Raw genomic sequence first — 24,192 nt, forward strand, 5'->3', positions numbered from 1 at the left:
AAAGTGGATCTCTCACACCGCCCCGGGCTCGGTGAAGTCGCCCGCCGCCACCCGCAGCGGCCGCAGCACCTCGAACAGCTCCCGGCAGCCGGCCTCGTCGTAGCTCGCCAGCCCGAAGTCCATCGCCACCAGGTCCCGGGTGGCGTCCTCGACGACCTTCCGCCCCCGCTCGGTGATGGCGGCCAGCACCCCGCGCCCGTCCAGCGGATTCGGCCGACGGGCGACGAACCCCGACCGCTCCAGCCGGTCCACCGTGTTGGTGACGCTGGTCGGATGCACCATCAGCCGCTCACCGATCTTCGACAGCGGCAGCTCCCCGGCCTGGCTGAAGGTGAGCAGCACCAGCGCCTCGTACCGGGCGAAGGTCAGCCCGTACGGTTTCACCACCGCGTCCACCTGCGCCAGCAGGATCTGCTGGGCCCGCATGACCGAGGTGATCGCCGCCATCGAGGGCACGGCGCCCCAGCGCCGCGCCCACAGCTCGTCGGCACGGGCGATGGGGTCGAAAGAAAGGCTCAGCGGCTTGGACACGTCCTTACCGTACCGTCAGGGTCAGACCGCGACGGCAGGGGTTTCGAAGCCCTCGCGCTCCTCGCGGGCCATCAGCCGCTCGGCGTAGAAACCCCCGCCGGGAATGACCGACAGCACCAGCACCCACGCGGCGTGGCCGAAGCTCCACCGCTGCGCGTACCAGGCCCACAGCGCGAACACCACGTAGAAGATGAACAGGATGCCGTGCAGCATCCCCAGCACCGGCACCGCGTTGAACGAGGTCGTGTACTTCAGCACCGTGCAGACCAGCAGCAGCACGAAGGAGAGCCCCTCCGGCATGGACACCAGACGCAGGCGGTGGACGGCACTGTTCTTCACGGGGGAACCCTTCGGGGAGCGAACGACGTCCCCCAGTATCTCCGACCGATATTCTGCTCCCGCCATCGGCCTTCAACGGGGGACTCCATGAACTGGGACTGGAACCGGCGTACCTGCTCACGGCGCGGGCACGTCACCTACGCGCCCACCGAGCCGCACTTCCACGAGCGCCTGCACGCCGACACCGCCCTCGGCGACGCCTGGCGCTGCCTGCGCTGCGGCGACTTCACCCTGGGCGAGCCGCACGGCCGCGGCAAGGCCGAGGACGCCCCGCTGGTGATCCGCGGCAAGGCGCTGCGCGACCTGTTCATCCTCCGGGTGCTCGCCGTGGAGCGGCTGATCCGCGGCGTGTTCATCGTGCTGGTGGCCATCGCGGTCTGGAAGTTCAGCAACAGCCAGACCTCGGTGCAGCAGTTCTTCAACGACAACCTCACCCTCTTCCAGCCGATCGCCCAGCACTTCCACTACGACCTCAACAACTCCCCGATCGTCGGCACCATCCAGAAGACCTTCAGCTACAAGCACTCCACGCTGGAGATCACCGCCGCCGCGCTGCTGGTCTACGCCCTGATCGAGATCGTCGAGGGGTTCGGCCTGTGGGCCGCCAAGCGCTGGGCCGAGTACCTCACCGTGGTGGCCACCGCCGCGTTCCTGCCGCTGGAGATCTACGAGCTGACCGAGAAGGTCAGCTGGCTCAAGATCGCCACGCTGCTGGTCAACGTCCTCGCCGTGGTCTACATCCTGCTGGCCAAGCGGCTCTTCGGGCTCCGCGGCGGCGCCGCCAAGTTCGAGGCGGAACGGCACAGCGCGTCGCTGCTCGAGGTGGAGACCTCGGCCGGCGACCACGTACGCACCTGACAACGCCGCTCCGACTCCCCTACGGTGTGCCCGTGGCTCAGTTTCGAATGCAGGGCTCGCGGGTGCTCGCGGTGGACCTCGCCGGGGACAGCGTGAAGGCCCGTAACGGCTCGATGGTCGCCTACGACGGCCAGATGACCTTCAAGCGGATGTCCGGCGGCGGGGAGGGCCTGCGCGGCCTGGTCACCCGCAGGATCACCGGCGAGAAGATGACCGTGATGGAGGTCCAGGGCAAGGGCACCTGCTGGTTCGCCGAACGGGCCACCGAGATCAACCTGGTCCGGCTCACCGGCGAGCGCCTGCACGTCGAGGCGAGCAACCTGCTCTGCACCGAGGCGACGCTGCGCACCGGCACCGAGTTCACCGGACTGCGCGGCGCCTCCGAGGGCCACGGCCTGTTCACCACCAAGGTGGAGGGCCAGGGCTGGGCCGCCGTCACCTCCGACGGCCCCGCGGTCATCCTCCGGGTCGCCCCCGGCCTGCCGCTGCGGGTCGACCCCGGCGCCTACATCGCGCACACCGGCAACCTCAAGCAGAGCTTCCGCACCGACGTGACCTGGCGCGCCGTCGTCGGCGAGACCGGCGGCGAGAGCTTCCAGATCGAGTTCGAGGGCGACGGACTGGTCTACGTCCAGCCCTCCGAGCGCCGGACCTTCGCGGGTGACGCCTAAATGTTCACGCAGATCAACAGCAAGATGGTGGAGGCCCCGGTCGTCCCCGGCCAGCGCCTGTTCAGCCAGCGCGGGGCGATGCTCGCCTACCGCGGCCAGGTCACCTTCACCCCGAACATCATGGGCGGCCAGGGCGGCATCGGCTCCATGCTGGGCCGCCGCATCGCCAACGAGGACACCCCGCTGATGACCGTGGAGGGCAGCGGCAGCGCGATGTTCGGCCACGGCGGCCACCACACCCATGTGATCCAGCTCACTGGCGACACCCTCTACGTCGAGGCCGACCGCCTCCTGGTCTTCGAGGGCTCGCTCCAGCAGTCCACCATGTTCATGGGCTCCCAGGGCGGGCTCCGCGGCATCATCCGCGGCCAGGCCACCGGCCAGGGCCTGTTCACCACCACCCTCACCGGCCACGGGTCCGCCGCGGTGCTGGCCCACGGCGGGGTCTTCGAGATCCCGATCACCCCCGACCGCCCCATCCATGTCGACCCGCAGGCCTATGTCGCCCACCGCGGCGAGGTCCGCAGCAAGGTCAGCACCGCGATCGGCTGGCGCGAGGCCGTCGGCCGCGGCTCCGGCGAGGCCTTCCAGCTCGAACTGACCGGCAACGGAACGGTCTTCGTCCAGGCCAGCGAGGAGAAGCTGTGACCACCGGCCCCGTCGTCTGGGACCCCTCGACGCTCCCCACCGACGACAACGTCAACCCGTACGCCTTCTCCGTCGCCCTCAACGGCCGCTGGTTCCTGCAAAAGGGCAAGATGGTCGCCTACTACGGCAACATCACCTTCCACCCCATCGGCTACGGCCCGCTGGACTCGCTGATCTCCACCAGCTTCCACTCCCCCACCCACGTGGGCGACTGGGTGGTCGCCGAGGGCCAGGGCCACATGATCCTGGCGGACCGGGCGTACGACGTGAACTCGTACGACCTGGAACAGGGGAACCTCACCGTGCGCGCCGGCAATCTGCTCGCCTTCGCGCCGACCCTGGCGCTGAAGCAGTCGATCATCCCCGGCTTCCTCACCCTGATCGGCTCGGGCAAGTTCGTCGCCGCCTCCAACGGCCCCGTCCACTTCGTGGAGCCACCCATTCGGGTGGACCCGCAGGCCCTGGTCGGCTGGGCCGACTGCCCCTCCCCCTGCCACCACTACGACCACGCCTACATGCGCGGGGTCCTCGGCGGGGTGCGCAGGCTCACCGGCATCGGCGGCGCCTCCGGCGAGGAGCACCAGTACGAGTTCGTCGGGGCAGGTCAGGTCCTGTTGCAGTCCACCGAGGTGCTCATGAACGAACTGGTGGCGGTCGAACCCGGCCACACCGTCCCCGCGCAGAGCGCCCAGGCCAATCTCGGCGCTCTCGGTCGGCAGCTCGGATTTTAGTACAACATTCAACTTCCACAGGTATCATGGTCCCCATGGAAACCAGCGCGAGAACGGCTCCCGCCGACGCCCCCTGGCTCACCGCCGAAGAGCAGCGGCTGTGGCGGGCCCACCTGGAGGTCGGCCGACTCCTCGCCTACCAGATGGAGCGCGGGCTCCAGCCGTTCGGCCTGGCCATCAACGACTACACCATCCTGGTGGAGCTCTCCGAGGCCCCCGAGCACCGGATGCGGATGACGGACCTGGCCATGGCCACGCTCCAGTCCAAGAGCCGCCTCTCGCACCAGATCACCCGCATGGAGGCCGCCGGCCTGGTCACCCGCGAGGGCTGCCCCGGCGACCGGCGCGGGCTCTACGCGGTGCTCACCGACCACGGCTGGGAGACCATGCGGCAGGTCGCTCCGCACCATGTCCGCAATGTCCGCGAGCACTTCATCGATCGGCTCGAACCCGAGCAGATCTCGTCGATGTACGAGTCACTGGCCCCCATCGCAGAACACCTCCGGGGTCTGCGCGGCCGCGGCTGACGCCTTCGGCGGGGGTTTGGGCATGGCCGCGGGGGCGGGCCGGGGCGGGGTGGTCGCTCTGGGGCCTGCTGCAGAACGAGTCTGTAAGCGTGTTCAGTCTTATGGCGCCGATGACTCGTTCTTCGCTTTGACGGCCCCTGCCGCGACCACCCCGCCCCGTCCCACCCCCTCCCGTGCGGAGGGGGGAAACAGACAGACGGCGTCAGAGCTGCGTGATGCCGGCGATCAATTCGTCCGCAGCGGTGTACGGATCCGACTGACCGTCAGCTACCTTTTGTGCCAAAGCCGGTAGCCGCTGGTCGCCATGCAGGTGGTCGAAGCGGCGGCGCAGTGCGGTGAGGGCGATGGATTCGATCTCCTGGCTGGCGCGACGCTGCCTACGAAGCGTCAGCTCACCGTGTTCGCCCATCCAGATCCGGTGCTTCTCCAGGGCGTCGACCAGTTCGTCGATGCCCTCGTTGCGAGCCGCGACTGTCTTCACGATGGGCGGCTGCCAGGCGCGGGTCTCGCCGAGGCCGAGCATGTGTCGCAGCTCGCGGGCGGTCGCGTCGGCACCGTCGCGGTCGGCCTTGTTGACCACGTAGACGTCGCCGATCTCCAGGATCCCCGCCTTGGCGGCCTGGATCCCGTCCCCCATTCCGGGGGCCAGCAGCACGACAGTGGTATCGGCCTGGGCGGCGATCTCTACCTCGGACTGCCCGACACCCACCGTCTCCACCAGGACCACGTCGCATCCTGCGGCGTCCAGCACCCGGATGGCCTGCGGGGCCGCCCAGGCCAGCCCGCCAAGGTGGCCCCGGGTGGCCATCGAGCGGATGTAGACCCCCGGGTCGGTGGCGTGGTCCTGCATCCGCACCCGGTCGCCCAGCAGCGCTCCGCCGGAGAAGGGCGACGAAGGATCGACGGCGAGCACGCCGACCCTCCGCCCGAGCCTCCGGTAGGCACTCACCAAAGCAGAGGTGGACGTCGACTTGCCGACACCCGGCGACCCCGTCAGCCCGACCACATAGGCGTTCCCCGTCAGCGGTGCCAACGCGGCCATGACCTCGCGCAGCTCCGGTGCCGCGCTCTCGACCAGCGAGATCAGTCGGGCGACAGCGCGGGGCCGACCCGCCCGCGCCTGCTCGACCAGAGTGCCGACGTCCATACCAGCCAATCTACGTTGCCGTCTGTCTGTTTCCCCCCTCCGCACGGGAGGGGGTGGGACGGGGCGGGGTGGTCGCGGCAGGGGCCGTCAAAGCGAAGAACGAGTCATCGGCGCCATAAGACTGAACACGCTTACAGACTCGTTCTGCAGCAGGCCCCAGAGCGACCACCCCGCCCCGGCCCGCCCCCGCGGCCATGCCCAAACCCCCGCCGAAGGCGAAACCTCAGCGCACCCGAACGATCAGGGCATCGCCCTGCCCGCCCCCACCGCACAGCGCCGCCGCACCGACGCCGCCACCGCGCCGCTTCAGCTCGAGGGCCAGTGACAGCACCAGCCGGGCCCCGGACATCCCGATCGGGTGACCCAGCGCGATGGCCCCGCCGTTGACGTTCACCTTGTCGAGCGAAATCCCGAGGTCTTTGACCGACTGCACCGCGACCGCGGCGAACGCCTCGTTGATCTCGACCAGGTCCAGGTCCTCGACGGTGAGACCCTCCTTGGCCAGCGCAGCGAGGATCGCGTTGGAGGGCTGCGACTGCAGCGAGTTGTCCGGGCCGGCCACATTGCCGTGGGCGCCGATCTCGGCGATCCAGGAGAGCCCCAGCTCCTCGGCCTTGGCCTTGCTCATCACCACCACCGCGGCGGCGCCGTCGGAGATCTGCGAGGCCGACCCCGCAGTGATCGTGCCGTCCCGGGTGAACGCCGGCCGCAGCTTGGCGAGCGACTCCACCGTGGTCTCCGGACGGACCCCCTCGTCGGCGGCGAAGCGCAGCGCCTCGCCGCGCCGCTGCGGGATCTCCACCGGGACGATCTCCGCGTCGAACACCCCGTTCTTGGCCGCGGCGGCGGCGAGCTGGTGCGAGCGCGCGGCGACGGCGTCCTGGGAGGCCCGGTCGATGCCCAGGCGGGTGTTGTGGGTCTCGGTGGACTCGCCCATGGGGATGTTGTCGAAGGCGTCGGTGAGGCCGTCGTGGGCCATCGCGTCGAGCATCTCGATCGCGCCGTACTTGTAGCCCTCGCGGGACTTGGGGAGCAGGTGCGGGGCGTTGGTCATGGACTCCTGGCCACCGGCCACGACGATGTCGAACTCGCCGGCCCGGATCAGCTGGTCGGCCAGGGCGATGGCGTCCAGCCCGGAGAGGCAGACCTTGTTGATGGTGAGGGCCGGGACGTTCATGGGGATGCCGGCCTTGACCGCGGCCTGGCGGGCCGGGATCTGGCCGGCGCCGGCCTGCAGCACCTGGCCCATGATCACGTACTGGACCTGGTCGCCGGTGATCCCCGCCCGGGAGAGGGCCTCCTTGATGGCGATGCCACCGAGGTCCGCTCCGGAGAAGCCCTTCAGTGAGCCGAGCAGGCGGCCCATCGGAGTGCGCGCGCCCGCGACGATCACATTGGTCATTTCGTAGCCCCTTTGCTGCGATGAGGGTCTGAACGCAACGCTGCCACGTCTCTGCGATCCAGGGTTTGAGGCCAAGATACTGACGCGTAACGCCTTCGTCACGGCTGACGCAGTGTGATCACGCGCACGGTTAACGTGGGTTTACCCGGGGGCGCCGCATACGCTTCATTGGAGGACTCCAAGGCCCTCAGGGAGGGAATCGTGCTCACTCGGATCGATCACATCGGTATCGCCTGTTTCGATTTGGACAAGACTGTGGAGATCTACCGGGCCACGTACGGCTTCGAGGTGTTCCACAGCGAGGTCAACGAGGAGCAGGGGGTGCGCGAGGCCATGCTCAAGATCAACGAGACCGGTGACGGCGGCGCCTCGTACCTGCAGCTGCTGGAGCCCACCCGGGAGGACTCCGCGGTGGGGAAGTGGCTGGCGAAGAACGGCGAGGGGGTGCACCACATCGCGTTCGGGACGGCGGACGTGGACGGCGACGCCGCGGCGATCCGGGACAAGGGTGTGCGGGTGCTCTACGACGAGCCGCGGATCGGCTCGATGGGGTCGCGTATCACCTTCCTGCACCCCAAGGACTGCGGAGGTGTGCTCACCGAACTGGTCACGTCCGGGAAGACCCACGAGTAACCTGAAAAGCCACCCGTACCCCCCTGCGCTTCAGGCCCGTGACATGAGAAAATACCGCGGTGCCCGGATAGCGGGGGCGTGGGTGGACGCGGGTGAGCGGGGTCCCCGGGATCTGTCACCATGTCTCCCTAAGGCACGATGACATCAAGGAGCTCACCCGGACGGCCGAAGCCGTGGGGTGGCGACCCGACCAGGAGACGGATGGGACCGCGGAGTGCGGGGCTACGAGGTTGACGATCAGCTCTCCAAGTTCGAAGCCAGGATGGACAAGCTTCGAACCGAGCGGGAGAAGGCCGTCACGCATGCCGAGGACCTCGCCTACCAGGTGGAGGTCCTTCGGGCGAAGCTGCACGAGTCGCGTCGGCAGCTCGCCCAGCCGCGCGCGTTCGACTCCGTGGCCGGTCAGGCCGAGCAGATCCTGCGGAACGCCGAGATGCAGGCGGAGCAGCTCCGGGCCGACGCCGAGCGGATGCGCCTGGAGGCGCAGAACACCACCCAGCGGGTGATGGCCGAGGCCGCCGAGCGCAGCGCCCGGGTGCAGGCCGAGTGGGCCGCGGAGGCGGAGAACCGGCGTCGCCAGCTGGAGCAGGAACTCGCCGAGCTGCGCCGCAACGCCGAGCGGCATGTGAACGAGAACGTCTCCTGGGCCGAGCAGACCCGTGCCGGGACCGAGGAGCAGGCCCGGCGGGTGCTGGAGGAGGCCCGGGTCGAGGCCGAGCGGCTGCTGGCGTCCGCCAGGGCCGAGGCGATGGCGGTGTCCGAGCAGGCGACCTCGCAGGTCGCCGCGGATGTGCAGTCCACCAGGGCCGAGGCCGACCAGGTGCTGCTGCGGGCCAGGACCGAGGCCGAGCGGCTGCTCGGCGCGGCGGCCGCACAGGCCCAGGACGCCACCCAGCGGGCCGAGAGCGTCAAGCAGTCCGCTCAGAGCGAGGCCGGGCAGCAGCTGCAGGCCGCGCAGGGCGAGATCGAGGCGCTGCGGCTGGAGGCGGAGCAGTACCGGCGCGAGGCCGAGGAGCTGCGGGCCGCGGCCCAGCAGCTGCAGGCGGACGCCGAGGCGGCGGCCACGCGCCGGCTGTCCGAGGTCGAGGCCTCCAGCGAGCAGCGGACCGCCACCGCCAAGTCCGAGGTGGCCCGGATGGTGGCGACGGCCACCAGGGAGGCCGAGCAGCTCAGGGCGGACGCCCAGCAGCTCATGGAGGAGGCCAGGGCCGAGGTCGAGCGGTTCACCGCGGAGGCCGAGGAGTCCGCCGAGGCGCTGCGGCGCGAGGCCGAGGAGTCCGGCCGCACCGAGGGCGCCGCGAGCGCGACGGTGCACCTGGCGAAGGCCGCCCGTACCGCCGAGGACGTGCTGAGCCGGGCCACCCGGGAGGCCGAGGAGACCACCGCGAGCGCCGCCGAGGAGGCGGAGCGGATCCGCACCGAGGCGCGGGCCGAGGTGGAGCGGCTGCGGGCGGAGAGCCGGGCCGCGGCCGAGCAGGCGCAGGGCAGCGTCATAGAGGAGATCCAGGCGCACCAGGACGCCGCCGCGGAACTGCGGGCCGAGGCCGAGACCCAGCGGGCCGAGGCCGCCGTGGAGGCCGAGAAGGTGCGCGGGGAGGCGCGTCGGCAGGCCATAACCCAGATCGAGGAGGCCGCCCGCACCGCCGAGGAGCTGCTGGTCCGGGCCAAGGCGGACGCGGACGAGCTGCGCGGCGGCGCGGCGGTGGAGCTGGCGAAGCTGCGCGAGCGGGCCAATGAGCAGGCCCAGGAGGTGCAGGGCCGCGCGGAGGCGGTGCTGGCGCGGGCCAGGGCCGAGGCCGAGCGGCTGCGGAACACCGCGCAGCAGGAGCGGGACGAGGCCGCGGCGGCGCAGGAGCAGGAGCGGGAGCGGATCCTGGAGGCGGCCGAGCAGGCCGCCCGGGAGCGCGCCGAGCAGGCCGAGGCAGCGGCGGCCGAGGTCGCCGCCCAGGTCGAGCGGGAGCGGACCGAGCTGCTGGCCGCCGCCGCGCACGAGCGGGACCAGGTGCTGGCCGCCGCCGAGCAGCTGGCCAGGGAACGGGGCGAGGAGGCCGCGGCAGCCGCGGCCGTGCTCCAGGAGCAGTCCCGCGAGGAGCACGCCCGGGCCTCCGAGGAGGCCGAGCGGCTGGCCGAGGAGTCCCGCCAGGCGTACGCGGACGCGGCCGAGGAGCTGGAGCGCCGCAAGGTCCGCGCCGAGGAGGACGAGGCGGCCGCCGCCGCGGCGCTGGCCGAGGCCGGGGTGGAGCGGGAGCGGCTGCTCGCCGAGACCGAGACCGAGCTGGCCGCGCTGCGGGTGGAGTCGGCCGCGCAGGCGGAGGCGGAGTACGCCGAGGCGCAGCGGCACCGCGGTGACGCCGAGCAGTTGCAGGCGGAGGCCGCGGCGGCGCTGGCCGCGGCCGGCGACGAGGCCGAGCGGATCCGGATCGAGGCCGCCGAGGCCGCGGCGCAGGGCGAGCGGGAGCGCGGCGAGCTGCTGGGCGCGGCCCAGGCGGATGCCGAACGGATGCGGGCCGAGGCCGCCGCCGAGGGCGAGGGTGTGCGTTCCGCCGCCGAGTCCGAGGCCCGGCGGCAGGGCGAGGAGATCGACCGGCTACGGGCCGAGGTGGCCGAGGCCAACGCCCGGGGCGAGGCCGAGCGGGCCGAACTGCTGGGCGCCGCACGGGCGGAGGCCGAGCGGCTGCAGACCGAGACGCTCGACGCCGCCGCCCGGAGCGAGGCGGAGCGGGCCGAACTGCTGGGCGCGGCACAGGCGGAGGCCGAGCGACTGCGGGCGGAGTCCGTCACGGCCGCGGCGCAGGGCGAGGCCGAGCGGGACGAGTTGCTGGCGGCGGCCCGGGACGAGGCCGCGCAGTTGAAGGCGGAGATCGCCGAGACCGGGGCGCAGGCCGAGCGCGAACGGGCCCAGCTGCAGGCCGATGTCGAGCGCGAGGCGCTCCAGGTACGGGAGTTGGCGACCGGCGAAGCCGCCAGGGTGCGGGCCGAGGCCGAGCAGGCCGCGGCGGCCGCGGTGGCGGCGGCCGAGGACGAGGCCGCCCAGGTGCGGCAGTCCGTGGCCGGCATGTACGAGGCCGCCGAGAGCCAGACCACGCAGTTGCGCGCCACCGCCGAGCGGGAGACCGCCGAGCTGCGCGAGAGCGCGGCGGCCGCGGCCGCCGAGATCCGGGAGCAGGCCGCCGCCGAGGCCGCGCGGCTGCGCGCCGAGGCCGAGGCCGAGCTGGCGCAGGCCCAGGCCGACGGCGCCGAGCTCAGGGCGGTCGCGCAGGCCGAGCGGGAGCGGCTGGACCAGGCCGCGGAGGCCGAGCGGCAGCGGCTGGACCAGGCCGCGGAGGCCGAGCGGCAGCGGCTGGTGCAGGAGGCCGAGGCGGTCAGGACCGCCGGCCGGGCCGAGGCGGCCCGGGTCATCGACGAGGCGCAGGCCCTGGCCGACTCGGTGACCGGTGATGCCGAGACCGCGGCGCTGGCGACCACCGCCGCCGCCGAGGAGCAGGCCGACGCCATGGTGTCGGCCGCCCGCAAGGAGGCCGAGCGGCTGGCCGCCGAGGGCGCGGCGGAGGGCGCGGCGCTGGTCGAACGGGCCCGCTCGGACGCGGACGTGATGCTGGTGGAGGCCCGCCGGGACGCCACCGCCATACGGGAACGCGCCGAGGAGCTCCGGGACCGCACCGACGCCGAGACCACCGCACTGCACGAGCGGGCCCGCAAGGAGTCCGCCGAGGCCATGAAGGCTGCCGGGGAGCGCGTGGACAAGCTGGTGGCCGCGGCCACCGAGCAGGTCGACGACGCCCAGCAGCGGGCCGCCAAGGCCCTCGCCGAGGCGCAGTCCCGGGCGGCCAAACTGGTCACCGACGCCGAGGAGAAGGCCGGAGAGCTTGTCGCCGCCGCCGAGCGGGAGGCTGCGGAGACGCAGTCCGACGCGTCGACGGAGGCGAGCAAGGTCCGCCTGGCAGCCGTCCGCAAGGCGGAGGCGCTGCTGAAGGAGGCGGAGCAGAAGCTCAGCGGGTCCACCGCCACGGCGGAGGCCCGCGAGGCCGAGGCCGCGGAGCACCTGGCCACGGCCAGGACCGAGGCGGAGCAGCTGCGTGCCGCTGCCGCCGAGGCCGCGGAGCGGATCCGCAAGGAGGCCGTCCAGGCCGCGCAGGAGGAGATCGCCCGGGCCCGCGAGGAGTCCGAGCAGCTCACCGACGAGGCGCTGGCGGAAGCCCAGCGGATCACCGACGAGGGCCGTCGTGAACTCGACGAGCTCGTCAACCGCAGGAAGGACATCAACACCGAGATCGCCCGGGTGCAGGATGTCCTGCAGGCCCTGGAGTCCTTCGAGGCTCCGTCAGGGTCCGGGGCGGGCAAGAGCAACGGGGGAAGCAACAACGGGTCCGACGGCGGTCGGAGCGGCGGCCGGGGCGCGTCCCCGGCGGGGGTCGGCGCGGGCGCGACCCGGGCGGGCGGAACCCGTCTGGGGGACAAACACAGAGACGCCGCACCACCCGATTGAGCGGACATTCTCCACTCTTCATGGGCTTTCAGCCGATGACACTCCGAATCCGTGCCAGGATTCGCCTATTCACCTCACACCTCACCGGGCATACGACAGGAACTCCACCCCATGAGCGATCCACACTCTCCGCACGGCTTCGACACCGTGCGCCGCGGGTACGAGCGTGCTCAGGTCGACGAGCGCATCAGCAAGCTGGTCGCAGACCGGGACAGCGCCCTCGCCCGCATCACCGCACTCGAGAAGCGCATCGAGGAGCTTCACCTCGAAACGCAGAACGCGCAGGCCCAGGTCACCGACTCGGAGCCGTCGTACGCGGGTCTCGGCGCACGCGTCGAGAAGATCCTGCGCCTGGCCGAGGAGGAGGCGAAGGACCTGCGCGAGGAGGCCCGTCGCGCCGCCGAGCAGCACCGCGAGCTCGCCGAGGCCGCCGCGCAGCAGGTCCGCAGCGAGGCCGAGACCTACGCCAAGGACCGCAAGGCCAAGGCTGAGGACGAGGGCCAGCGCATCGTCGACAAGGCGAAGACCGACTCGACCCAGCTGCGCGCCGAGGCCACCAAGGACGCGCAGAACAAGCGCGAGGAGGCCGACGCCCTCTTCGAGGAGACCCGCGCCAAGGCGGCCCAGGCCGCAGCGGACTTCGAGACCAACCTGGCCAAGCGTCGCGAGCAGTCCGAGCGTGATCTGGCTGCCCGTCAGGCCAAGGCCGAGAAGCGCCTCGCGGAGATCGAGCACCGCGCGGAGCAGCTCCGCCTGGAGGCGGAGAAGCTGCGTACGGACGCCGAGCGCCGCGCCCGGCAGACCGTCGAGACGGCCCAGCGCCAGTCCGAGGACATCGTCGCGGACGCCAATGCCAAGGCGGACCGCATCCGCAGCGAGTCCGAGCGCGAGCTGGCCGCCCTGACGAACCGTCGGGACAGCATCAACGCGCAGCTCACCAATGTCCGCGAGATGCTGGCCACCCTCACGGGTGCGGCTGTCGCCGCGGCGACCCTGCCCGACGACGACTCGCTGACCCGCGGGGTCCCCGCCCAGCAGTCGCGGTAACGCTCCACGAAGGCCCGGTCCACCCCTCTTTTTGCGGGGGTACGGACCGGGTTTTCGTCTGCGGGCCCGTAGATGGTCGGTCGCGCAGTTCCCCGCGCCCCTGGGGGGCTGCAACTGACCCGCTGCGAGCAAGTTGCACCTACCCAGGGGCGCGGGGAACTGCGCGGCCAACCCCCTACGGTCCGTCAGTCGAAGTCCCCCACCCGCGCCAGGAGCCCCCGGACCGCCCAGTTGAAGGCGTCAGGCGACTCCATCGCCGACAGGTGCCCCACCGCCGGAAGGACCGTCAGGACCACGTCGGGAAGCACCGCAGCCATCGCCTCGGCGTCGCTCGGCGGAGTGATCGCGTCCTCCTCGCCGACCAGGACCAGCGCCGGGACCCGTACCCCGGCCAGGACGTCCAGCGAACCCGGGCGGGAGGCCATCGCGCGTTGGGCCCAGGCCACCGCCCGTGGCGAGGCCTCCTCGACCATCGCCCGCAGCCGCTCCTCCAGCCGCGGCCGCTCCCGCACCGACGTGGCCCCGAGCAACGGAGAGGGCACCTGTTCGTCCACCAGCAGCCGCACGCTGTCCCTGGCCAGCACCGCCGCCGCGACCCGCTCGCGGTTGGCCCGGGCCTGCTCGGTGTCCGCGCTGGCCTTGGTGTCGGCGAGCAGCAGCCCTGACAGCCGGTCAGGATGGCGGCGGGCCAGCGCCATGGCGACGTAGCCGCCCATGGACAGCCCGCCGACGACCGCCCGCTCGATCCCGGCCCGGTCCAGCAGCAGGGCCACGTCGTCGGCCAGCAGGTCCAGCGAGGGCTCGTCGTCGCCCAGTTCGGTGCCGCCGAAGCCGCGCAGGTCCACGGCGAGGACCCGGGCCTCGGATCCGTCGGCTCCCGGCAGCTCGTCCAACTGCTCCCGCCACATCCGGGAGGACAGCGGGAAGGCGTGCAGCAGCACGAGGGGGGTGCCGTGGCCGGCCTCACGTACGGAGATGCGATCGGTCATGCCGGAAGCCTATGCGCGCCGGATGCCGATGGCCGGGAGCGACCGGTCGGCCCTATCGAACCGGCATCCTGCCCCCTTCTGCCCTAGTCTGACGCACAGTGACCAGGAACGGGCGGATTGAGGAGCTGGGATGATCGAGGTCCATGAGCTGACCAAACGGTACGGCGACAAGCTCGCCGTGGACGGGCTCAGCTTCCAGGTCCCCCAGGGCGTGGTCACCGGCTTCCTCGGTCCCAACGGCGCGGGCAAGTCCACCACCATGCGGATGATGCTGGACCTGGACCGCCCCACCAGCGGCAGCGTCACCATCGACGGCAGGGCCTACCACCAGCTGCGGCAGCCGCTGAAGCACATCGGCGCGCTGCTGGAGGCCAAGGCCGTGCACCCGGGCCGCACCGCCTACAACCACCTGCTGTGGCTCGCCAGGAGCAACCGCATCCCGGTCGGGCGGGTCGACGAGGTGCTTGGCATGGTGGGGCTGCGCGAGGTCGCCAAGCGCAAGTCCGGCGGCTTCTCGCTGGGCATGGGCCAGCGGCTGGGCATCGCCGCCGCGCTGCTCGGGGACCCCAAGATCCTGATGTTCGACGAACCCGTCAACGGCCTCGACCCGGAGGGCATCCTCTGGGTCCGCAACCTGATGAAGCTGCTGGCCCAGGAGGGCCGCACGGTCTTCGTCTCCTCGCACCTGATGAGCGAGATGGCGCTGACGGCGGATCACCTGGTGGTCATCGGCCAGGGCCGGCTGCTCGCCAACCTGTCGATGGACGAGTTCATCGACCAGAACTCGCACGGCTTCGTCCGGGTCCGCACCCCGCAGCCGGAGGCCCTGCTGGAGGCCTTGGCGACCGCGGGCATCACCCCCAGGCCGCTCACCGACGGCGGCTTCGAGGTCGTCGACGGCGACCCGGCCACCATCGGCGACCTGGCCCGCGACCACGGCATCGCCCTGCACGAACTCAGCCCCCAGCGGGCGTCGCTGGAGGAGGCCTTCATGCAGATGACCGCGGACTCGGTGGAGTACCGGACCGGCGCCGACGGCTCCGCCATCCCGGTCAATCAGGGGAGCGCGGCCGGCATCGCACCGCCCCCGCCCGAGGAGGGCGGCGGAGGCGGCTGGGGCGCGCAGTGGCAGCAGCCGGGCGGCAAGCGCCGGAAGGAGAGCTGAGATGGGCGACTTCAGTGCGGTCCTGCTCTCCGAGTGGGTCAAGGTCAAGACGGTCAAGTCCACCTGGATCACCCTGCTGGTCGCCTTCGTGGTGACGGCGGGCCTGGGCGCGGTGATCTCCGCGGTCACCAACAGCCAGTGGAACAGCATGTCCGAGAGCGACCGGCTCACCTTCGACGCCACCTCCACCAGCTTCTCCGGCGTCTACCTGGGCCAGCTGGCCGTCATCGTCTTCGCGGTGCTGGTGGTCGGCAACGAGTACAGCAGCGGGATGATCCGGGCCACCCTGGCCGCCGTCCCGCAGCGGGCCACCCTGCTGCTCGCCAAGACCGCCGTGGTGCTGCTGCTGGTGCTGCCGGTCGCCCTGGTGACCAGCTTCGTCACCTTCTTCCTGGGCCAGGCCCTGCTCGGCGACCACAACGTGTCGATCGGCGACCACGGCGTACTGCGCGCGGTGGTCGGGATGGCGCTCTACATGACGCTGATCGCGCTGCTGTCCCTGGGCGTGGGCTTCATGCTGCGCAAGCCGGTGCTCTCGCTGGGGCTGCTGATGCCGTTCTTCTTCCTGATCTCGCCGATCCTGTCCGCCGTGCCCAAGGTCAAGAACGTCGCGCGCTACTTCCCGGACACCGCCGGATCGCAGATGGTCCACGTGGTGCCCAGCACCTCGGTGCCCTACGGCCCGCTGGCCGGCTTCTTCATCTGCCTGGCCTGGGCCGCGGCCTGCCTGCTCGGCGGGTACGCCCTGCTGAAGCGGCGGGACGCCTGACGGTCTGGTACTTCCTAGTACTTCGGAGCGTTGCGGCCGCGCTGGACGGCCGCCGAGCGGCGTTCGCGGGCGTTCCAGCAGGCGCGGTGCCAGTGCCGGCGGTCGTCCACCCCGGCCGTGCCGCTGACCGAGGTCAGCGGCCAGACCACCAGGTGGCCGACGCCGGGCGGGATCTCCTGGTCGCAGCCGGGGCAGCGGTAGGACTTGCCGCTGTCCCCGGCGACCGGGCGCACCTGCCAGTCCTCGCCGCCGTAGCTGTCGGTCTGCCCCAGGGTCCAGCCCAGCCCGCTGTAGCCGCCCGAACGCGGTTCCGGCTGCTCACTCCTCCGGGGGCGACTTCGGCGCGGTGACACGGGACTCCCTGGGTAGATGGGGGATGCTGGACCCCTTGAGGGGGCCGGTGAAAACAACGATAGCGTCCCGAATTCCCCTTTAGCACAAGATCTCTCGCAGATCCAGGGTGAGGCTTCATTTCCACCCGTTATCGGGCTCGCGGGCCCGAATCCGTGTGCCAGCGGCACATGACATGAGTTACTCCAGAGGGAGATGCGGGACCGAAGTTCCCCGCGGGACCTAGGAGCTGATTCCCCTCATGCCCAGTAGGACCAGAACCGTCCGCACCGCCGCGTCCAGAAGCGGCGACACCCCGGACCTCGGCGCCCGGATGCGGGTGCCGCGCCAGCGCACCGCCCCCGCCGCGGTCCGCAGCGGTCCGGGGCCGATCCGCACCGGCGCCTTCCTGCTCGCCGCGCAGTTCCCCGGCCAGGGCCACGCCGAAGCGCTGGACCGCGCCGTCTCGGCGGCGGTCGCCGCCGAGCACGCCGGGCTGGACAGCGTCTGGCTGGCCGAGCACCACTTCGTGCCCTACGGCGTCTGCCCCTCGGCCGCCACCCTCGCCGCGCTGCTGCTCGGCCGTACCAGCAGGATCCGGATCGGCACCGCGGTGAGCGTGCTGCCGACCCAGCACCCGGTGGCGCTCGGCGAGCAGGCCGCGCTGCTGCACCTCACCTCCGGCGGCCGGTTCACGCTCGGCGTGGGCCGTGGCGGCCCCTGGGTGGACCTGGAGGTGTTCGGCGCCGGCGCGGAGGCCTACGAGAGCGGCTTCACCGAGTCGTTGGACCTGCTGCTGCGCTGGCTGCGCTCGGCCAGGGTGGGCGCCTCCGGGCCCCGCTACAGCTTCCCCGAGGTCGCCGTGGTGCCCAGGGCCACCGAGCAGCCGCTGCCGTTCCCCGCCCTCGGCGGGGCCCGCGGTCCGGAGTACGCCGGGGTGCGCCCCCGGACCGGCAGCGACGGACCGCCGGTGCAGGTGGCCTGCACCTCGCTGGGCACCGTCAGACTGGCCGCCGAACGCGGCCTGCCGATGCTGCTGGGGATGCACTCCGGCGATGAGGACAAGGCCGCCATGGTCGCCGCCTACCGGAAGGCGGCGCGCGAGGCCGGGCGGACCCAGGAGCAGATCGAGCGGGTGGAGGCCGAGCACATGGCGGCCGGCGTGGCCCAGATCGAGGACAGCGGTGCCGAGGCCCGCCGGGTGCTGCTCAAGTCGATGCCGGGCTGGCTGCACTACGGCCTGTCCGCGCACCGCACGGTGGACGGCCGGGAGCGGCGGATGCGCGATCCGCACGAGTACACCGAGCTGCTCTGCGACCTGCACGCGGTGGGCACGCCCAGGCTCTGCGCCGACCGGCTGGCGGCCACCGCCGAGCGCACCGGGGTGCGTCGCTTCGCCCTGCTGGTGGAGGGCTCCGGGGACCGGGAACTGACGCTGCGCAATGTCGAGCGGCTCGGCTCCGAGGTGCTGCCGCTGCTGGCCTGACAACGCGCCGGTCCGCCGACATCCGGGGGTACGTCGGCGGACCAGTGGTCGCGTTGCCGAGTGCGGGCAGCGCTCGACTAGCTGTTCAAGCGGCCGTTCAAGCGCTCAGCAGTCCCTGAGTTCCTCGGACTGGTTGAGCAGTTGGGCGCGCACGGAGGTGAAAAGGGCGTACCGGGCCTCCGAACCCGGGCCCGGCGGGAACACCGCGACCCGGTGGCAGTTCTGGAACGCCAGGCGGACACCGAAGTGCCGCTCCAGCGATCCCCGGATCGCATCACTCGCCAACGCGCGGAGCAGCTGGCCACGTGCCTGCTCCGAGGGCGGCGGGACCTGGTTGTCGGCGAACTCGCTGCCGTCGACCTTCTGCTGGGCGACCAGCGAACTGATCAGGGCCCAGGCGTAGGGCAGGGAGTTGCGGACGCAGTCGACGAATTCCCTCTCATCGACCTCGCCTCGCTCGGCCTTCTCGAGCAGGGCCGGTGAGACGTCGAGCGACATGGGTTCTCCTCTCGCGGACCTCGCGGACCGGACGGCTCACGAGGTGGTGCCACAGCGCGGGGGCGCTGCTGTGCGAAGGTGCTGTGCCGTGTTGCTGTGCCTTGCTGGCTTGCTGCCGTGCCGTGGTGCTGTCGCGCCTGACGCGCACGCACCGGACCGGGAGGGCACCCGACGTCGGTACGTACACGCCCGTACCGTCCAACTCCTGTGCCCCAGCTGTCCGGGGAGCAGAGGGAGACGTACAGAACAGGTTCGCAGGGAAACTGCGCGCAGGGGGCGGAACCACACATTCCGGCCCGAGTCCGGCCAGATCCTTCCCATCGAGACAGGTCGGTCCGGCTGTCCATGCTGTCCCCCCTCTCCGTCACGTCCCGTGACTCACCGTAGGGCACGGTGTGCGCACGCACCATATGTGCAGCCCCTCGTATGTCCAGAACGCGGCCCCGCACACACACCGTTCGCGACGATCATCACCGGGTGACCGAATCGCTCCGAATGGCTCCGGTGGGCTAGCGTGGTCGGCCATGCGTCTCGTGATTGCCCGCTGTTCCGTCGACTACGCGGGACGGCTCACCGCCCACCTGCCGTCCGCCCCCCGGCTCATCCTGGTGAAATCCGACGGCAGCGTCGCGATCCACTCCGATGACCGCGCCTACAAGCCGCTCAACTGGATGTCACCGCCCTGCTCCCTCAAGGAGGAGGAGGGCAGGTGGACCGTCGAGAACAAGGGTGGCGAGAAACTGATCATCACCCTGGAGGAGGTCATGCTGGACTCCTCGCACGAACTCGGCGTGGACCCCGGTCTGATCAAGGACGGCGTCGAGGCGCACCTCCAGGAGCTGCTGGCGGACCGGATGGAGGTGCTCGGCGCCGGCTGGAAGCTGATCCGGCGCGAGTACCCGACCGCGATCGGCCCGGTGGACATCCTCTGCCGCGACGACGAGGGGGTCACCGTCGCCGTCGAGATCAAGCGGCGCGGCGAGATCGACGGGGTGGAGCAGCTCACCCGCTACCTGGAACTGCTCAACCGGGACCCGCTGCTGGCACCGGTCAAGGGCGTCTTCGCCGCCCAGCAGATCAAGCCGCAGGCCCGGGTGCTGGCCGCGGACCGCGGCATCTCCTGCGTGGTGCTGGACTACGACGGACTGCGCGGCATCGAGGACGACAAGCTCAAGCTGTTCTGAGCCTGCCGTCCCCGCCGTGCGTCAGGGCGCGGCACCGGGGTCAGGGCGTCACCGAGACCGTGGGAGCGCTGTCCGCCTGAACCGAGGTGCTGGTGGCCCCGGTGGTGCCCGAGGTCGACGAGGCCGAGGCGCTCGCGGAAGCACTGGCCGAGGCGGAGGCGCTGGCCGGCGGCGAGCTGCTCGCGCTCGGCGACTTCGAGGGGGCCGCGCTGCTGGGACTCAGACTCGGGCTCGACGAGTGGCCGGCCGGGTGCGACGAGTGCACCGGGTCGCTGGGGCTGCTGCTCTGCCCCGACGCGCCACCGGTGGGCCCGGTCCCCTGGGAACTGCCCGGGCCGCTCGACCCGATGCTCCCGGAGGTCGCGCCGCCGGAGGCCGAGGCGGACGCCGATCCGGACGGGGAGGCCGAGGCCGAGGTGCTCGCGGAGGACGAGTCGCTCGCCGCCGGGATCCCGGCCGGGTCGGTCGACCCGGTGCTCTGCGGCGCCGTGGTGCCCACGTTCTGGTCCACCACGCCGCTGCCGGCGCCGGTCTGCTGGAACGCCCCGATGCCGTAGGCGGCGGCCGCGCCCAGTGCGCCCATCGCCACCACGGCCACGGTGGCCAGCACGATCTGACGCCGGGACACCGAGTTGTCGGCGAAGCTGCGCCGCTGCACCGTCCGCCGCAGCGCCGGCCGCGCGAACGGCAGCACCCGCCGCAGTCCGGTCAGCCCGGACCCGCTCCGGCCGCTCACGGCCACCAGGCGGCCGCCCTGGCGGGCCGCTGCGGCGTCCAACTGGTGCAGGGCGGCCCGGCCCGCGGCGGAGCCCCTGGCGTCGCCCAGGGCGCCGCGCAGCGCCACCGACGCCTCCAGTTCCGCACGGGAGCGGTCGAAGGCGCCCACGCACAGCGCCAGCACCCCGAGTTCGTGGTGGAACCAGGCCTCCTCGGCGACACCGGCGGTGGCCCGCGCCGACTCCAGGCCGAACCGCAGCGCGCGTTCCCACGCGCCCCAGCGCAGCGCCAGCGCGAAGGCCGGGGCGCAGGCCCGGGCCAGCAGCACCACCTGGCGGTGCCGGCCCGCCTCGCGGTCCGCGTGCATGGTCGCCAGCAGAACCTCGGCCTCGTCGGCGATCTGCTGCTCCGTCACCGAGGCGTGCCCGGTCCACCAGGTGAAGTGCTGGGCCGCCGCGCGCAGGGCCGTCTGCACCGGCCACTCGCCGGCGACCAGGTCGGCGACGCCGTCGACCAGCCGGTGGTGGGCGCCGACCGGGGCCGCGAGTCCGGCCTCGACCAGTTCCTCCAGCGCCACCTCGCCGTGGCCGACGTCGACCAGCGCGGGCAGGTGCGGTGCGCTCGGGCAGACCCCGCCGAGCGCGGCGGCCAGCAGCAAGGTGCGCCGGGCCCCGGTGCTCAGCCCGCGGGCGATCCGCAGTGCCGGGGCGGCGCTCTCCGCCACCGAGGGCAGCGGCACCGGATCGGGCAGCGCGGCCTCGCCGGCCTCCCCGGAGCCGCCGGCACCGCCGTGCTGCCGCAGGTAGGCCTCGAAGCTTCCGGGCGTCAACTGCGGTGCGGCGTCCGGGCCGTCCTCCTCGGGCGCGAACGCCGCCATCGCCTCGATGGCGGCCTCGCGGTGCCGTAGCAGGGCGGCGGCCTGGACGAAGCGCAGCGGCAGGCCCTCGGACTCGAACCAGAGGTCGACGGCCCAGGCGCGCTCGGTCTCGTCCAGGGTGCGGCCGGCCAGCCGCGCCAGCAGGGCCAGCGAGGACTGCCGGGACAGACCCGGGAGCCTGCTGTCCTCCAGCCGCCGGTTCTCCCCCGCGCCGTCGCCGACCGGAGCCGCGGCCGCCGGGGTGGAGCTGAGCAGGAAGGCGCTCTCGGGCGCGGCCGAGATCAGCTCCTCCAGCGCCTCGCCGCCGAACTCGACGTCGTCGATGACCACGATGGCGCACAGGTCGCGCATGATCTCCGGGGCCAGCGCGCGGCCCGGACGGAATCCCGGGCAGTCGTAGGCGGCCGCGAACAGGTCCTGGAGCAGGTCGGCCGGGGTCCGGAAGCAGCCGCTGAGCCGGATCACCCCGGCGGGCGCCAGCCCGGAGCAGGCCGAGGCGACCGCGTCCAGGATGGCCGAGCGGCCGGAGCCGGCGGCGCCGATCAGCCGGATCGAGCGGCCCTCCAGCAACTGCCCGCGCAGCCGCTCGCACAGGGCGTCCCGTTCCAGCAGGCCGCTCACGCTGCGGGGCCGGACGGTGGAGTCGACCGGGGCCTGGACCGGCTGCGGGCGCTGGTCCGGCGGGCAGGCGGTGGCGCTGCTGCCGTCCGGTGCGTTCACGGCCAGCCGCAGCTCCCCGGCGACGACTGTGCCGGCCCTGCCGCTGCCGTCGGTCCTGCCCTCGGCGGCGCCGCTCGGGGGCGCGGCCGGTTCCAGTTCCTTGGTGTGGGAGGAGACGATCCGGGCGAGCTCGGTGGAAGCGCCGCCGGAATGCCTGGCCGTCGGGTCGGACGGGGGTATGAAGGCCAGTGTCGGCGACTCGGTGTCGTGCGAGGGGCGTCCGTCCTGGCCTGCGCCACCGCCCACGCTGTGTGGGTTCATGATCCTCTTTCGCCCCGGGCCGTCCCGGCCCGGGCCCTGTCCGCGCTGTGCCTGCGCATGCGCCCGCATCCCAATGAGCTCACCGGTCCCCGGACTTTCGCACACTCTGTCGCAGCCGTACACGCCGGGGCGAGTCTCTGGGGGACACCGTTATGCGAAAGTCATACTGGGACCCCTGCGACCTGGCCTTGACCGGGTGCTACTGGACCGAGGAGACCGCCGGCTCGGCGGCGAAGGCCTCCGGGACGTATCCCTCGATGGCCAGGATGCGGTGCAGCCGGGTCGCCACCAGCAGCCGCTGCAACTGCGCCGGCACCCCGCGCAGCACCAGCCGGCGACCGCCGCGGCCGGCCCTGCGGTGGGTGCCCATGATCACGCCGAGCCCGGTGGCGTCCCAGGACTCCAGCCGGGAGAGGTCCAGCACCAGATCGCCGCGCCCGTAGTCGACGGCCTGGTGCAGCACCGATCGGGCGTCGGCCGCGGAGCGCACGTCGAGGCGGCCCTCGATGGCCAGCAGGGCGTGGTCACCTCTGATCCGCATGCGTGCTCCTCCGTGGCGTTGAACTGATGCTTCTCTCATCTGACGCGGAACCAGGTGTCAGGGTTGCTGGCCACGGCGAAATCTGATGTGAATTCACTCCTTCGGGTGAGGAGTTCCCTTCTCGACGCGGAACTGCGCACGATTATCGTCCATCTCTTGAAAAGAGCACAGTGACCGGCGGCACAGCGGCAGGTGAGCAAGCTCACCTGCTGCCGCGGGATCAGTCCTGGTAGCCGTAGAAACCGCGTCCGCTCTTGCGGCCGAGGTCCCCGGCGGTGACCATCCGGGCCATGATCTCCGGCGGTGCGAACTTCTCGTCCTGGGTCTCGCTGTAGATGTTGCCGGTGGCGTGCAGCAGGATGTCGACCCCGGTCAGGTCGGCGGTCTGCAGCGGGCCCATGGCGTGGCCGAAGCCGAGCCGGCAGGCGGTGTCGATGTCCTCGGCCGTGGCCACGCCCGACTCGTAGAGCTTCACCGCCTCCACCACCAGGGCGGAGATCAGCCGGGTGGTGACGAAGCCGGCCACGTCGCGGTTGACCACCACGCAGGTCTTGCCGACCCCCTCGGCGAACTCCCGCGCGGCGGCCAGGGTCTCGTCGCTGGTCTTGTAGCCGCGCACCAGCTCGCACAGCTGCATCATCGGCACCGGCGAGAAGAAGTGCGTCCCCACCACGGACTCCGGCCGGCCGGTCGCGGCGGCGATCCGGGTGATCGGGATGGCCGAGGTGTTGGACGCCAGCACCGCGCCGGGACGGGCGATCCGGTCCAGCGCGCGGAACAGCTCCTGCTTGACCTCCAGCTGCTCGAACACCGCCTCCACCACCAGGTCGGCGGTGCCCACCGCGTCCAGGTCGGTGGTCGTGGTGATCCGCGCCAGCGCGGCCTCGGCGTCCTCGGCGGAGAGCCTGCCCTTGGCGGTGAAGCGCGCGTAGGAGGTCCTGATGCCGTCCAGCCCACGGGCCAGCGCGGCGTCGGTGACATCGCGCAGCACCACCTCGTACCCCGCCTGTGCGGCGACCTGGGCGATTCCGGAGCCCATCAGGCCGGCTCCGATGACGGCGATCTGCTTGGCCACTGTGGTGTCCTTCGGTAGATCTCTGCACTCGACGGCGCCGTGTGTGTGACGGCTGCGCTGAATCTAACGGCATCACCCGGCACCCGGCGACGGTGAACCGCCCTCCAGTGGCGAAGCTCACCAGGTCGCTGGCACCGCGGGGCGGAGCGGCGCCATACTGGACAGCAGCCACTGGGGGCGGACCGGGAGGGTCACCATGGGCAGCGTCAATCCCGTCGTCCAACTGGTCGTCCCCGTCGTGCTGCTGGTGGTCCTGGTGCTGCTGCTGCGCTGGACCTGGACCCCGCGCAGGGGACGGTCGCTGGTGGCACGGACCGCCCGCCGCGGCGCCCCCGGCGAGTACGGCCTGCTGGTCCCGGTCGCCGCCCCCGCGGACGCCGCGGAGAGCCTGCGGCTGACCGCGGTACTGGAGGCGGCCGGCATCCGCTGCACGGTGGTCGACACCACCCAGGGCACCCGGCTGATGGTCTGGCCGGAGTCCGCGGCGGGCGCGCGGCGGGTGCTGCGGGAGCTGCAGAAGGGCGGCGGCGGGTCGGCTGAGTTCTGACCGTTCCCGGCTG

23 protein-coding genes are annotated in these 24,192 nt (G+C 72.1%); 13 read left to right on the forward strand and 10 right to left on the reverse strand.

What is annotated here, in order from left to right; all coding sequences use genetic code 11:
• Nucleotides 1–12: 12 nt before the first annotated feature.
• Together ABUW04_RS23175 and ABUW04_RS23180 are read right to left on the reverse strand one after the other, a co-directional pair.
• Nucleotides 13–531 (reverse strand): MarR family winged helix-turn-helix transcriptional regulator, encoded by a 519-nt coding sequence (locus tag ABUW04_RS23175; protein ID WP_380566461.1) that lies wholly within the window; start codon nt 529–531, stop codon nt 13–15.
• A gap of 21 nt (nt 532–552) precedes the next feature.
• The gene (locus ABUW04_RS23180; RefSeq protein ID WP_030262517.1) at nt 553–870 is read right to left on the reverse strand and encodes a DUF3817 domain-containing protein; all 318 of its coding nucleotides are present in this window, start codon (nt 868–870) and stop codon (nt 553–555) included.
• Between the two features lie 87 nt (nt 871–957).
• Between ABUW04_RS23180 and ABUW04_RS23185 the strand changes: the two genes are divergently transcribed.
• Genes ABUW04_RS23185 through ABUW04_RS23205 form a run of 5 tightly spaced genes read left to right on the forward strand, consistent with a single transcriptional unit; the run spans nt 958 to nt 4,305 of the window.
• Nucleotides 958–1,728 carry a DUF2127 domain-containing protein gene (locus ABUW04_RS23185; protein WP_030262520.1) on the forward strand — a complete coding sequence of 257 codons (771 nt, stop codon included), beginning with the start codon at nt 958–960 and terminating at the stop codon, nt 1,726–1,728.
• A 32-nt stretch (nt 1,729–1,760) separates the two neighbouring features.
• Nucleotides 1,761–2,399 carry an AIM24 family protein gene (locus ABUW04_RS23190; RefSeq protein ID WP_030262523.1) on the forward strand — a complete coding sequence of 213 codons (639 nt, stop codon included), beginning with the start codon at nt 1,761–1,763 and terminating at the stop codon, nt 2,397–2,399.
• On the forward strand, nt 2,400–3,047 hold the full coding sequence (locus tag ABUW04_RS23195) for an AIM24 family protein (protein WP_380566462.1): 648 nt from the start codon (nt 2,400–2,402) through the stop codon (nt 3,045–3,047).
• Complete coding sequence (locus tag ABUW04_RS23200) at nt 3,044–3,778, forward strand: AIM24 family protein (RefSeq protein WP_037597421.1); 735 nt, start codon at nt 3,044–3,046, stop codon at nt 3,776–3,778. The genes ABUW04_RS23195 and ABUW04_RS23200 overlap by 4 nt, the downstream gene beginning before the upstream one ends.
• Before the next feature lie 35 nt (nt 3,779–3,813).
• Nucleotides 3,814–4,305, forward strand: coding sequence for a MarR family winged helix-turn-helix transcriptional regulator (locus ABUW04_RS23205; RefSeq protein WP_030262532.1), 492 nt, complete (start codon nt 3,814–3,816; stop codon nt 4,303–4,305).
• Between the two features lie 202 nt (nt 4,306–4,507).
• Here ABUW04_RS23205 and meaB read toward each other — a convergent pair whose 3' ends face one another.
• Both meaB and ABUW04_RS23215 read right to left on the reverse strand, forming a co-directional pair.
• Nucleotides 4,508–5,452, reverse strand: a complete 945-nt coding sequence (meaB, locus tag ABUW04_RS23210) for a methylmalonyl Co-A mutase-associated GTPase MeaB (protein ID WP_380566463.1) — start codon at nt 5,450–5,452, stop codon at nt 4,508–4,510.
• 223 nt (nt 5,453–5,675) lie between these two features.
• Nucleotides 5,676–6,854: an acetyl-CoA C-acetyltransferase gene (locus ABUW04_RS23215; protein ID WP_030257177.1), complete on the reverse strand. Its 1,179-nt coding sequence runs from the start codon at nt 6,852–6,854 to the stop codon at nt 5,676–5,678.
• Nucleotides 6,855–7,055: 201 nt separating this feature from the next.
• Here ABUW04_RS23215 and mce point away from each other — a divergent pair, with 201 nt between their 5' ends.
• The 3 genes from mce (at nt 7,056) to ABUW04_RS23230 (ending at nt 13,020) form a co-directional block, all read left to right on the forward strand.
• Nucleotides 7,056–7,487, forward strand: a complete 432-nt coding sequence (mce, locus tag ABUW04_RS23220) for a methylmalonyl-CoA epimerase (protein ID WP_380566464.1) — start codon at nt 7,056–7,058, stop codon at nt 7,485–7,487.
• 262 nt (nt 7,488–7,749) lie between these two features.
• Nucleotides 7,750–11,973: a hypothetical protein gene (locus ABUW04_RS23225; RefSeq protein ID WP_380566465.1), complete on the forward strand. Its 4,224-nt coding sequence runs from the start codon at nt 7,750–7,752 to the stop codon at nt 11,971–11,973.
• A gap of 111 nt (nt 11,974–12,084) precedes the next feature.
• Nucleotides 12,085–13,020: a coiled-coil domain-containing protein gene (locus tag ABUW04_RS23230; RefSeq protein WP_030257186.1), complete on the forward strand. Its 936-nt coding sequence runs from the start codon at nt 12,085–12,087 to the stop codon at nt 13,018–13,020.
• Nucleotides 13,021–13,205: 185 nt separating this feature from the next.
• Here the strand turns inward: ABUW04_RS23230 and ABUW04_RS23235 are convergent, their stop codons facing one another.
• Nucleotides 13,206–14,009 carry an alpha/beta fold hydrolase gene (locus ABUW04_RS23235; RefSeq protein WP_380566466.1) on the reverse strand — a complete coding sequence of 268 codons (804 nt, stop codon included), beginning with the start codon at nt 14,007–14,009 and terminating at the stop codon, nt 13,206–13,208.
• A 130-nt stretch (nt 14,010–14,139) separates the two neighbouring features.
• Here ABUW04_RS23235 and ABUW04_RS23240 point away from each other — a divergent pair, with 130 nt between their 5' ends.
• The gene (locus ABUW04_RS23240) at nt 14,140–15,174 is read left to right on the forward strand and encodes an ABC transporter ATP-binding protein (RefSeq protein WP_380566467.1); all 1,035 of its coding nucleotides are present in this window, start codon (nt 14,140–14,142) and stop codon (nt 15,172–15,174) included.
• A gap of 1 nt (nt 15,175) precedes the next feature.
• A complete protein-coding gene (locus tag ABUW04_RS23245) occupies nt 15,176–15,943 on the forward strand; it encodes an ABC transporter permease (RefSeq protein WP_030257193.1) in 768 nt (255 codons plus the stop codon).
• Nucleotides 15,944–15,957: 14 nt separating this feature from the next.
• Here ABUW04_RS23245 and ABUW04_RS23250 read toward each other — a convergent pair whose 3' ends face one another.
• A complete protein-coding gene (locus ABUW04_RS23250) occupies nt 15,958–16,296 on the reverse strand; it encodes a hypothetical protein (RefSeq protein ID WP_030257196.1) in 339 nt (112 codons plus the stop codon).
• Nucleotides 16,297–16,664: 368 nt separating this feature from the next.
• Here ABUW04_RS23250 and ABUW04_RS23255 point away from each other — a divergent pair, with 368 nt between their 5' ends.
• Nucleotides 16,665–17,759: an LLM class flavin-dependent oxidoreductase gene (locus ABUW04_RS23255; protein ID WP_380566560.1), complete on the forward strand. Its 1,095-nt coding sequence runs from the start codon at nt 16,665–16,667 to the stop codon at nt 17,757–17,759.
• A 105-nt stretch (nt 17,760–17,864) separates the two neighbouring features.
• On the opposite strand, the gene ABUW04_RS23260 is transcribed toward ABUW04_RS23255, so the two are convergent.
• Entirely contained in the window at nt 17,865–18,257 is a 393-nt protein-coding gene (locus ABUW04_RS23260) for an SCO5389 family protein (RefSeq protein ID WP_030257202.1), read from the reverse strand.
• Nucleotides 18,258–18,781: 524 nt separating this feature from the next.
• Between ABUW04_RS23260 and nucS the strand changes: the two genes are divergently transcribed.
• The gene (gene nucS, locus ABUW04_RS23265) at nt 18,782–19,441 is read left to right on the forward strand and encodes an endonuclease NucS (RefSeq protein WP_030257204.1); all 660 of its coding nucleotides are present in this window, start codon (nt 18,782–18,784) and stop codon (nt 19,439–19,441) included.
• A gap of 40 nt (nt 19,442–19,481) precedes the next feature.
• Here nucS and ABUW04_RS23270 read toward each other — a convergent pair whose 3' ends face one another.
• From ABUW04_RS23270 to ABUW04_RS23280, 3 genes are all read right to left on the reverse strand, one after another.
• Nucleotides 19,482–22,016: an ATP-binding protein gene (locus ABUW04_RS23270; RefSeq protein ID WP_380566468.1), complete on the reverse strand. Its 2,535-nt coding sequence runs from the start codon at nt 22,014–22,016 to the stop codon at nt 19,482–19,484.
• Nucleotides 22,017–22,215: 199 nt separating this feature from the next.
• Nucleotides 22,216–22,557 carry an STAS domain-containing protein gene (locus tag ABUW04_RS23275; RefSeq protein ID WP_030257209.1) on the reverse strand — a complete coding sequence of 114 codons (342 nt, stop codon included), beginning with the start codon at nt 22,555–22,557 and terminating at the stop codon, nt 22,216–22,218.
• A gap of 220 nt (nt 22,558–22,777) precedes the next feature.
• Nucleotides 22,778–23,632 (reverse strand): 3-hydroxyacyl-CoA dehydrogenase family protein, encoded by an 855-nt coding sequence (locus ABUW04_RS23280; RefSeq protein ID WP_030257210.1) that lies wholly within the window; start codon nt 23,630–23,632, stop codon nt 22,778–22,780.
• 196 nt (nt 23,633–23,828) lie between these two features.
• Here ABUW04_RS23280 and ABUW04_RS23285 point away from each other — a divergent pair, with 196 nt between their 5' ends.
• Nucleotides 23,829–24,179, forward strand: a complete 351-nt coding sequence (locus tag ABUW04_RS23285) for a hypothetical protein (protein ID WP_380566469.1) — start codon at nt 23,829–23,831, stop codon at nt 24,177–24,179.
• Nucleotides 24,180–24,192 lie beyond the last annotated feature (13 nt).

This window comes from Streptacidiphilus jeojiensis (assembly GCF_042510965.1).
Lineage (GTDB): Bacteria > Actinomycetota > Actinomycetes > Streptomycetales > Streptomycetaceae > Streptacidiphilus > Streptacidiphilus jeojiensis.

What these genes read in the sequence shown, in the direction of transcription:
- ABUW04_RS23185 (WP_030262520.1), top strand. Translation starts at nt 958, where the DNA reads ATGAACTGGGACTGGAACCGGCGTACCTGCTCACGGCGCGGGCACGTC.
- ABUW04_RS23195 (WP_380566462.1), top strand. Translation starts at nt 2,400, where the DNA reads ATGTTCACGCAGATCAACAGCAAGATGGTGGAGGCCCCGGTCGTCCCC.
- ABUW04_RS23205 (WP_030262532.1), top strand. Translation starts at nt 3,814, where the DNA reads ATGGAAACCAGCGCGAGAACGGCTCCCGCCGACGCCCCCTGGCTCACC.
- meaB (WP_380566463.1), bottom strand. Translation starts at nt 5,452, where the DNA reads ATGGACGTCGGCACTCTGGTCGAGCAGGCGCGGGCGGGTCGGCCCCGC.
- ABUW04_RS23215 (WP_030257177.1), bottom strand. Translation starts at nt 6,854, where the DNA reads ATGACCAATGTGATCGTCGCGGGCGCGCGCACTCCGATGGGCCGCCTG.
- ABUW04_RS23225 (WP_380566465.1), top strand. Translation starts at nt 7,750, where the DNA reads ATGGACAAGCTTCGAACCGAGCGGGAGAAGGCCGTCACGCATGCCGAG.
- ABUW04_RS23230 (WP_030257186.1), top strand. Translation starts at nt 12,085, where the DNA reads ATGAGCGATCCACACTCTCCGCACGGCTTCGACACCGTGCGCCGCGGG.
- ABUW04_RS23235 (WP_380566466.1), bottom strand. Translation starts at nt 14,009, where the DNA reads ATGACCGATCGCATCTCCGTACGTGAGGCCGGCCACGGCACCCCCCTC.
- ABUW04_RS23240 (WP_380566467.1), top strand. Translation starts at nt 14,140, where the DNA reads ATGATCGAGGTCCATGAGCTGACCAAACGGTACGGCGACAAGCTCGCC.
- ABUW04_RS23245 (WP_030257193.1), top strand. Translation starts at nt 15,176, where the DNA reads ATGGGCGACTTCAGTGCGGTCCTGCTCTCCGAGTGGGTCAAGGTCAAG.
- ABUW04_RS23260 (WP_030257202.1), bottom strand. Translation starts at nt 18,257, where the DNA reads ATGTCGCTCGACGTCTCACCGGCCCTGCTCGAGAAGGCCGAGCGAGGC.
- nucS (WP_030257204.1), top strand. Translation starts at nt 18,782, where the DNA reads ATGCGTCTCGTGATTGCCCGCTGTTCCGTCGACTACGCGGGACGGCTC.
- ABUW04_RS23270 (WP_380566468.1), bottom strand. Translation starts at nt 22,016, where the DNA reads ATGAACCCACACAGCGTGGGCGGTGGCGCAGGCCAGGACGGACGCCCC.
- ABUW04_RS23275 (WP_030257209.1), bottom strand. Translation starts at nt 22,557, where the DNA reads ATGCGGATCAGAGGTGACCACGCCCTGCTGGCCATCGAGGGCCGCCTC.
- ABUW04_RS23285 (WP_380566469.1), top strand. Translation starts at nt 23,829, where the DNA reads ATGGGCAGCGTCAATCCCGTCGTCCAACTGGTCGTCCCCGTCGTGCTG.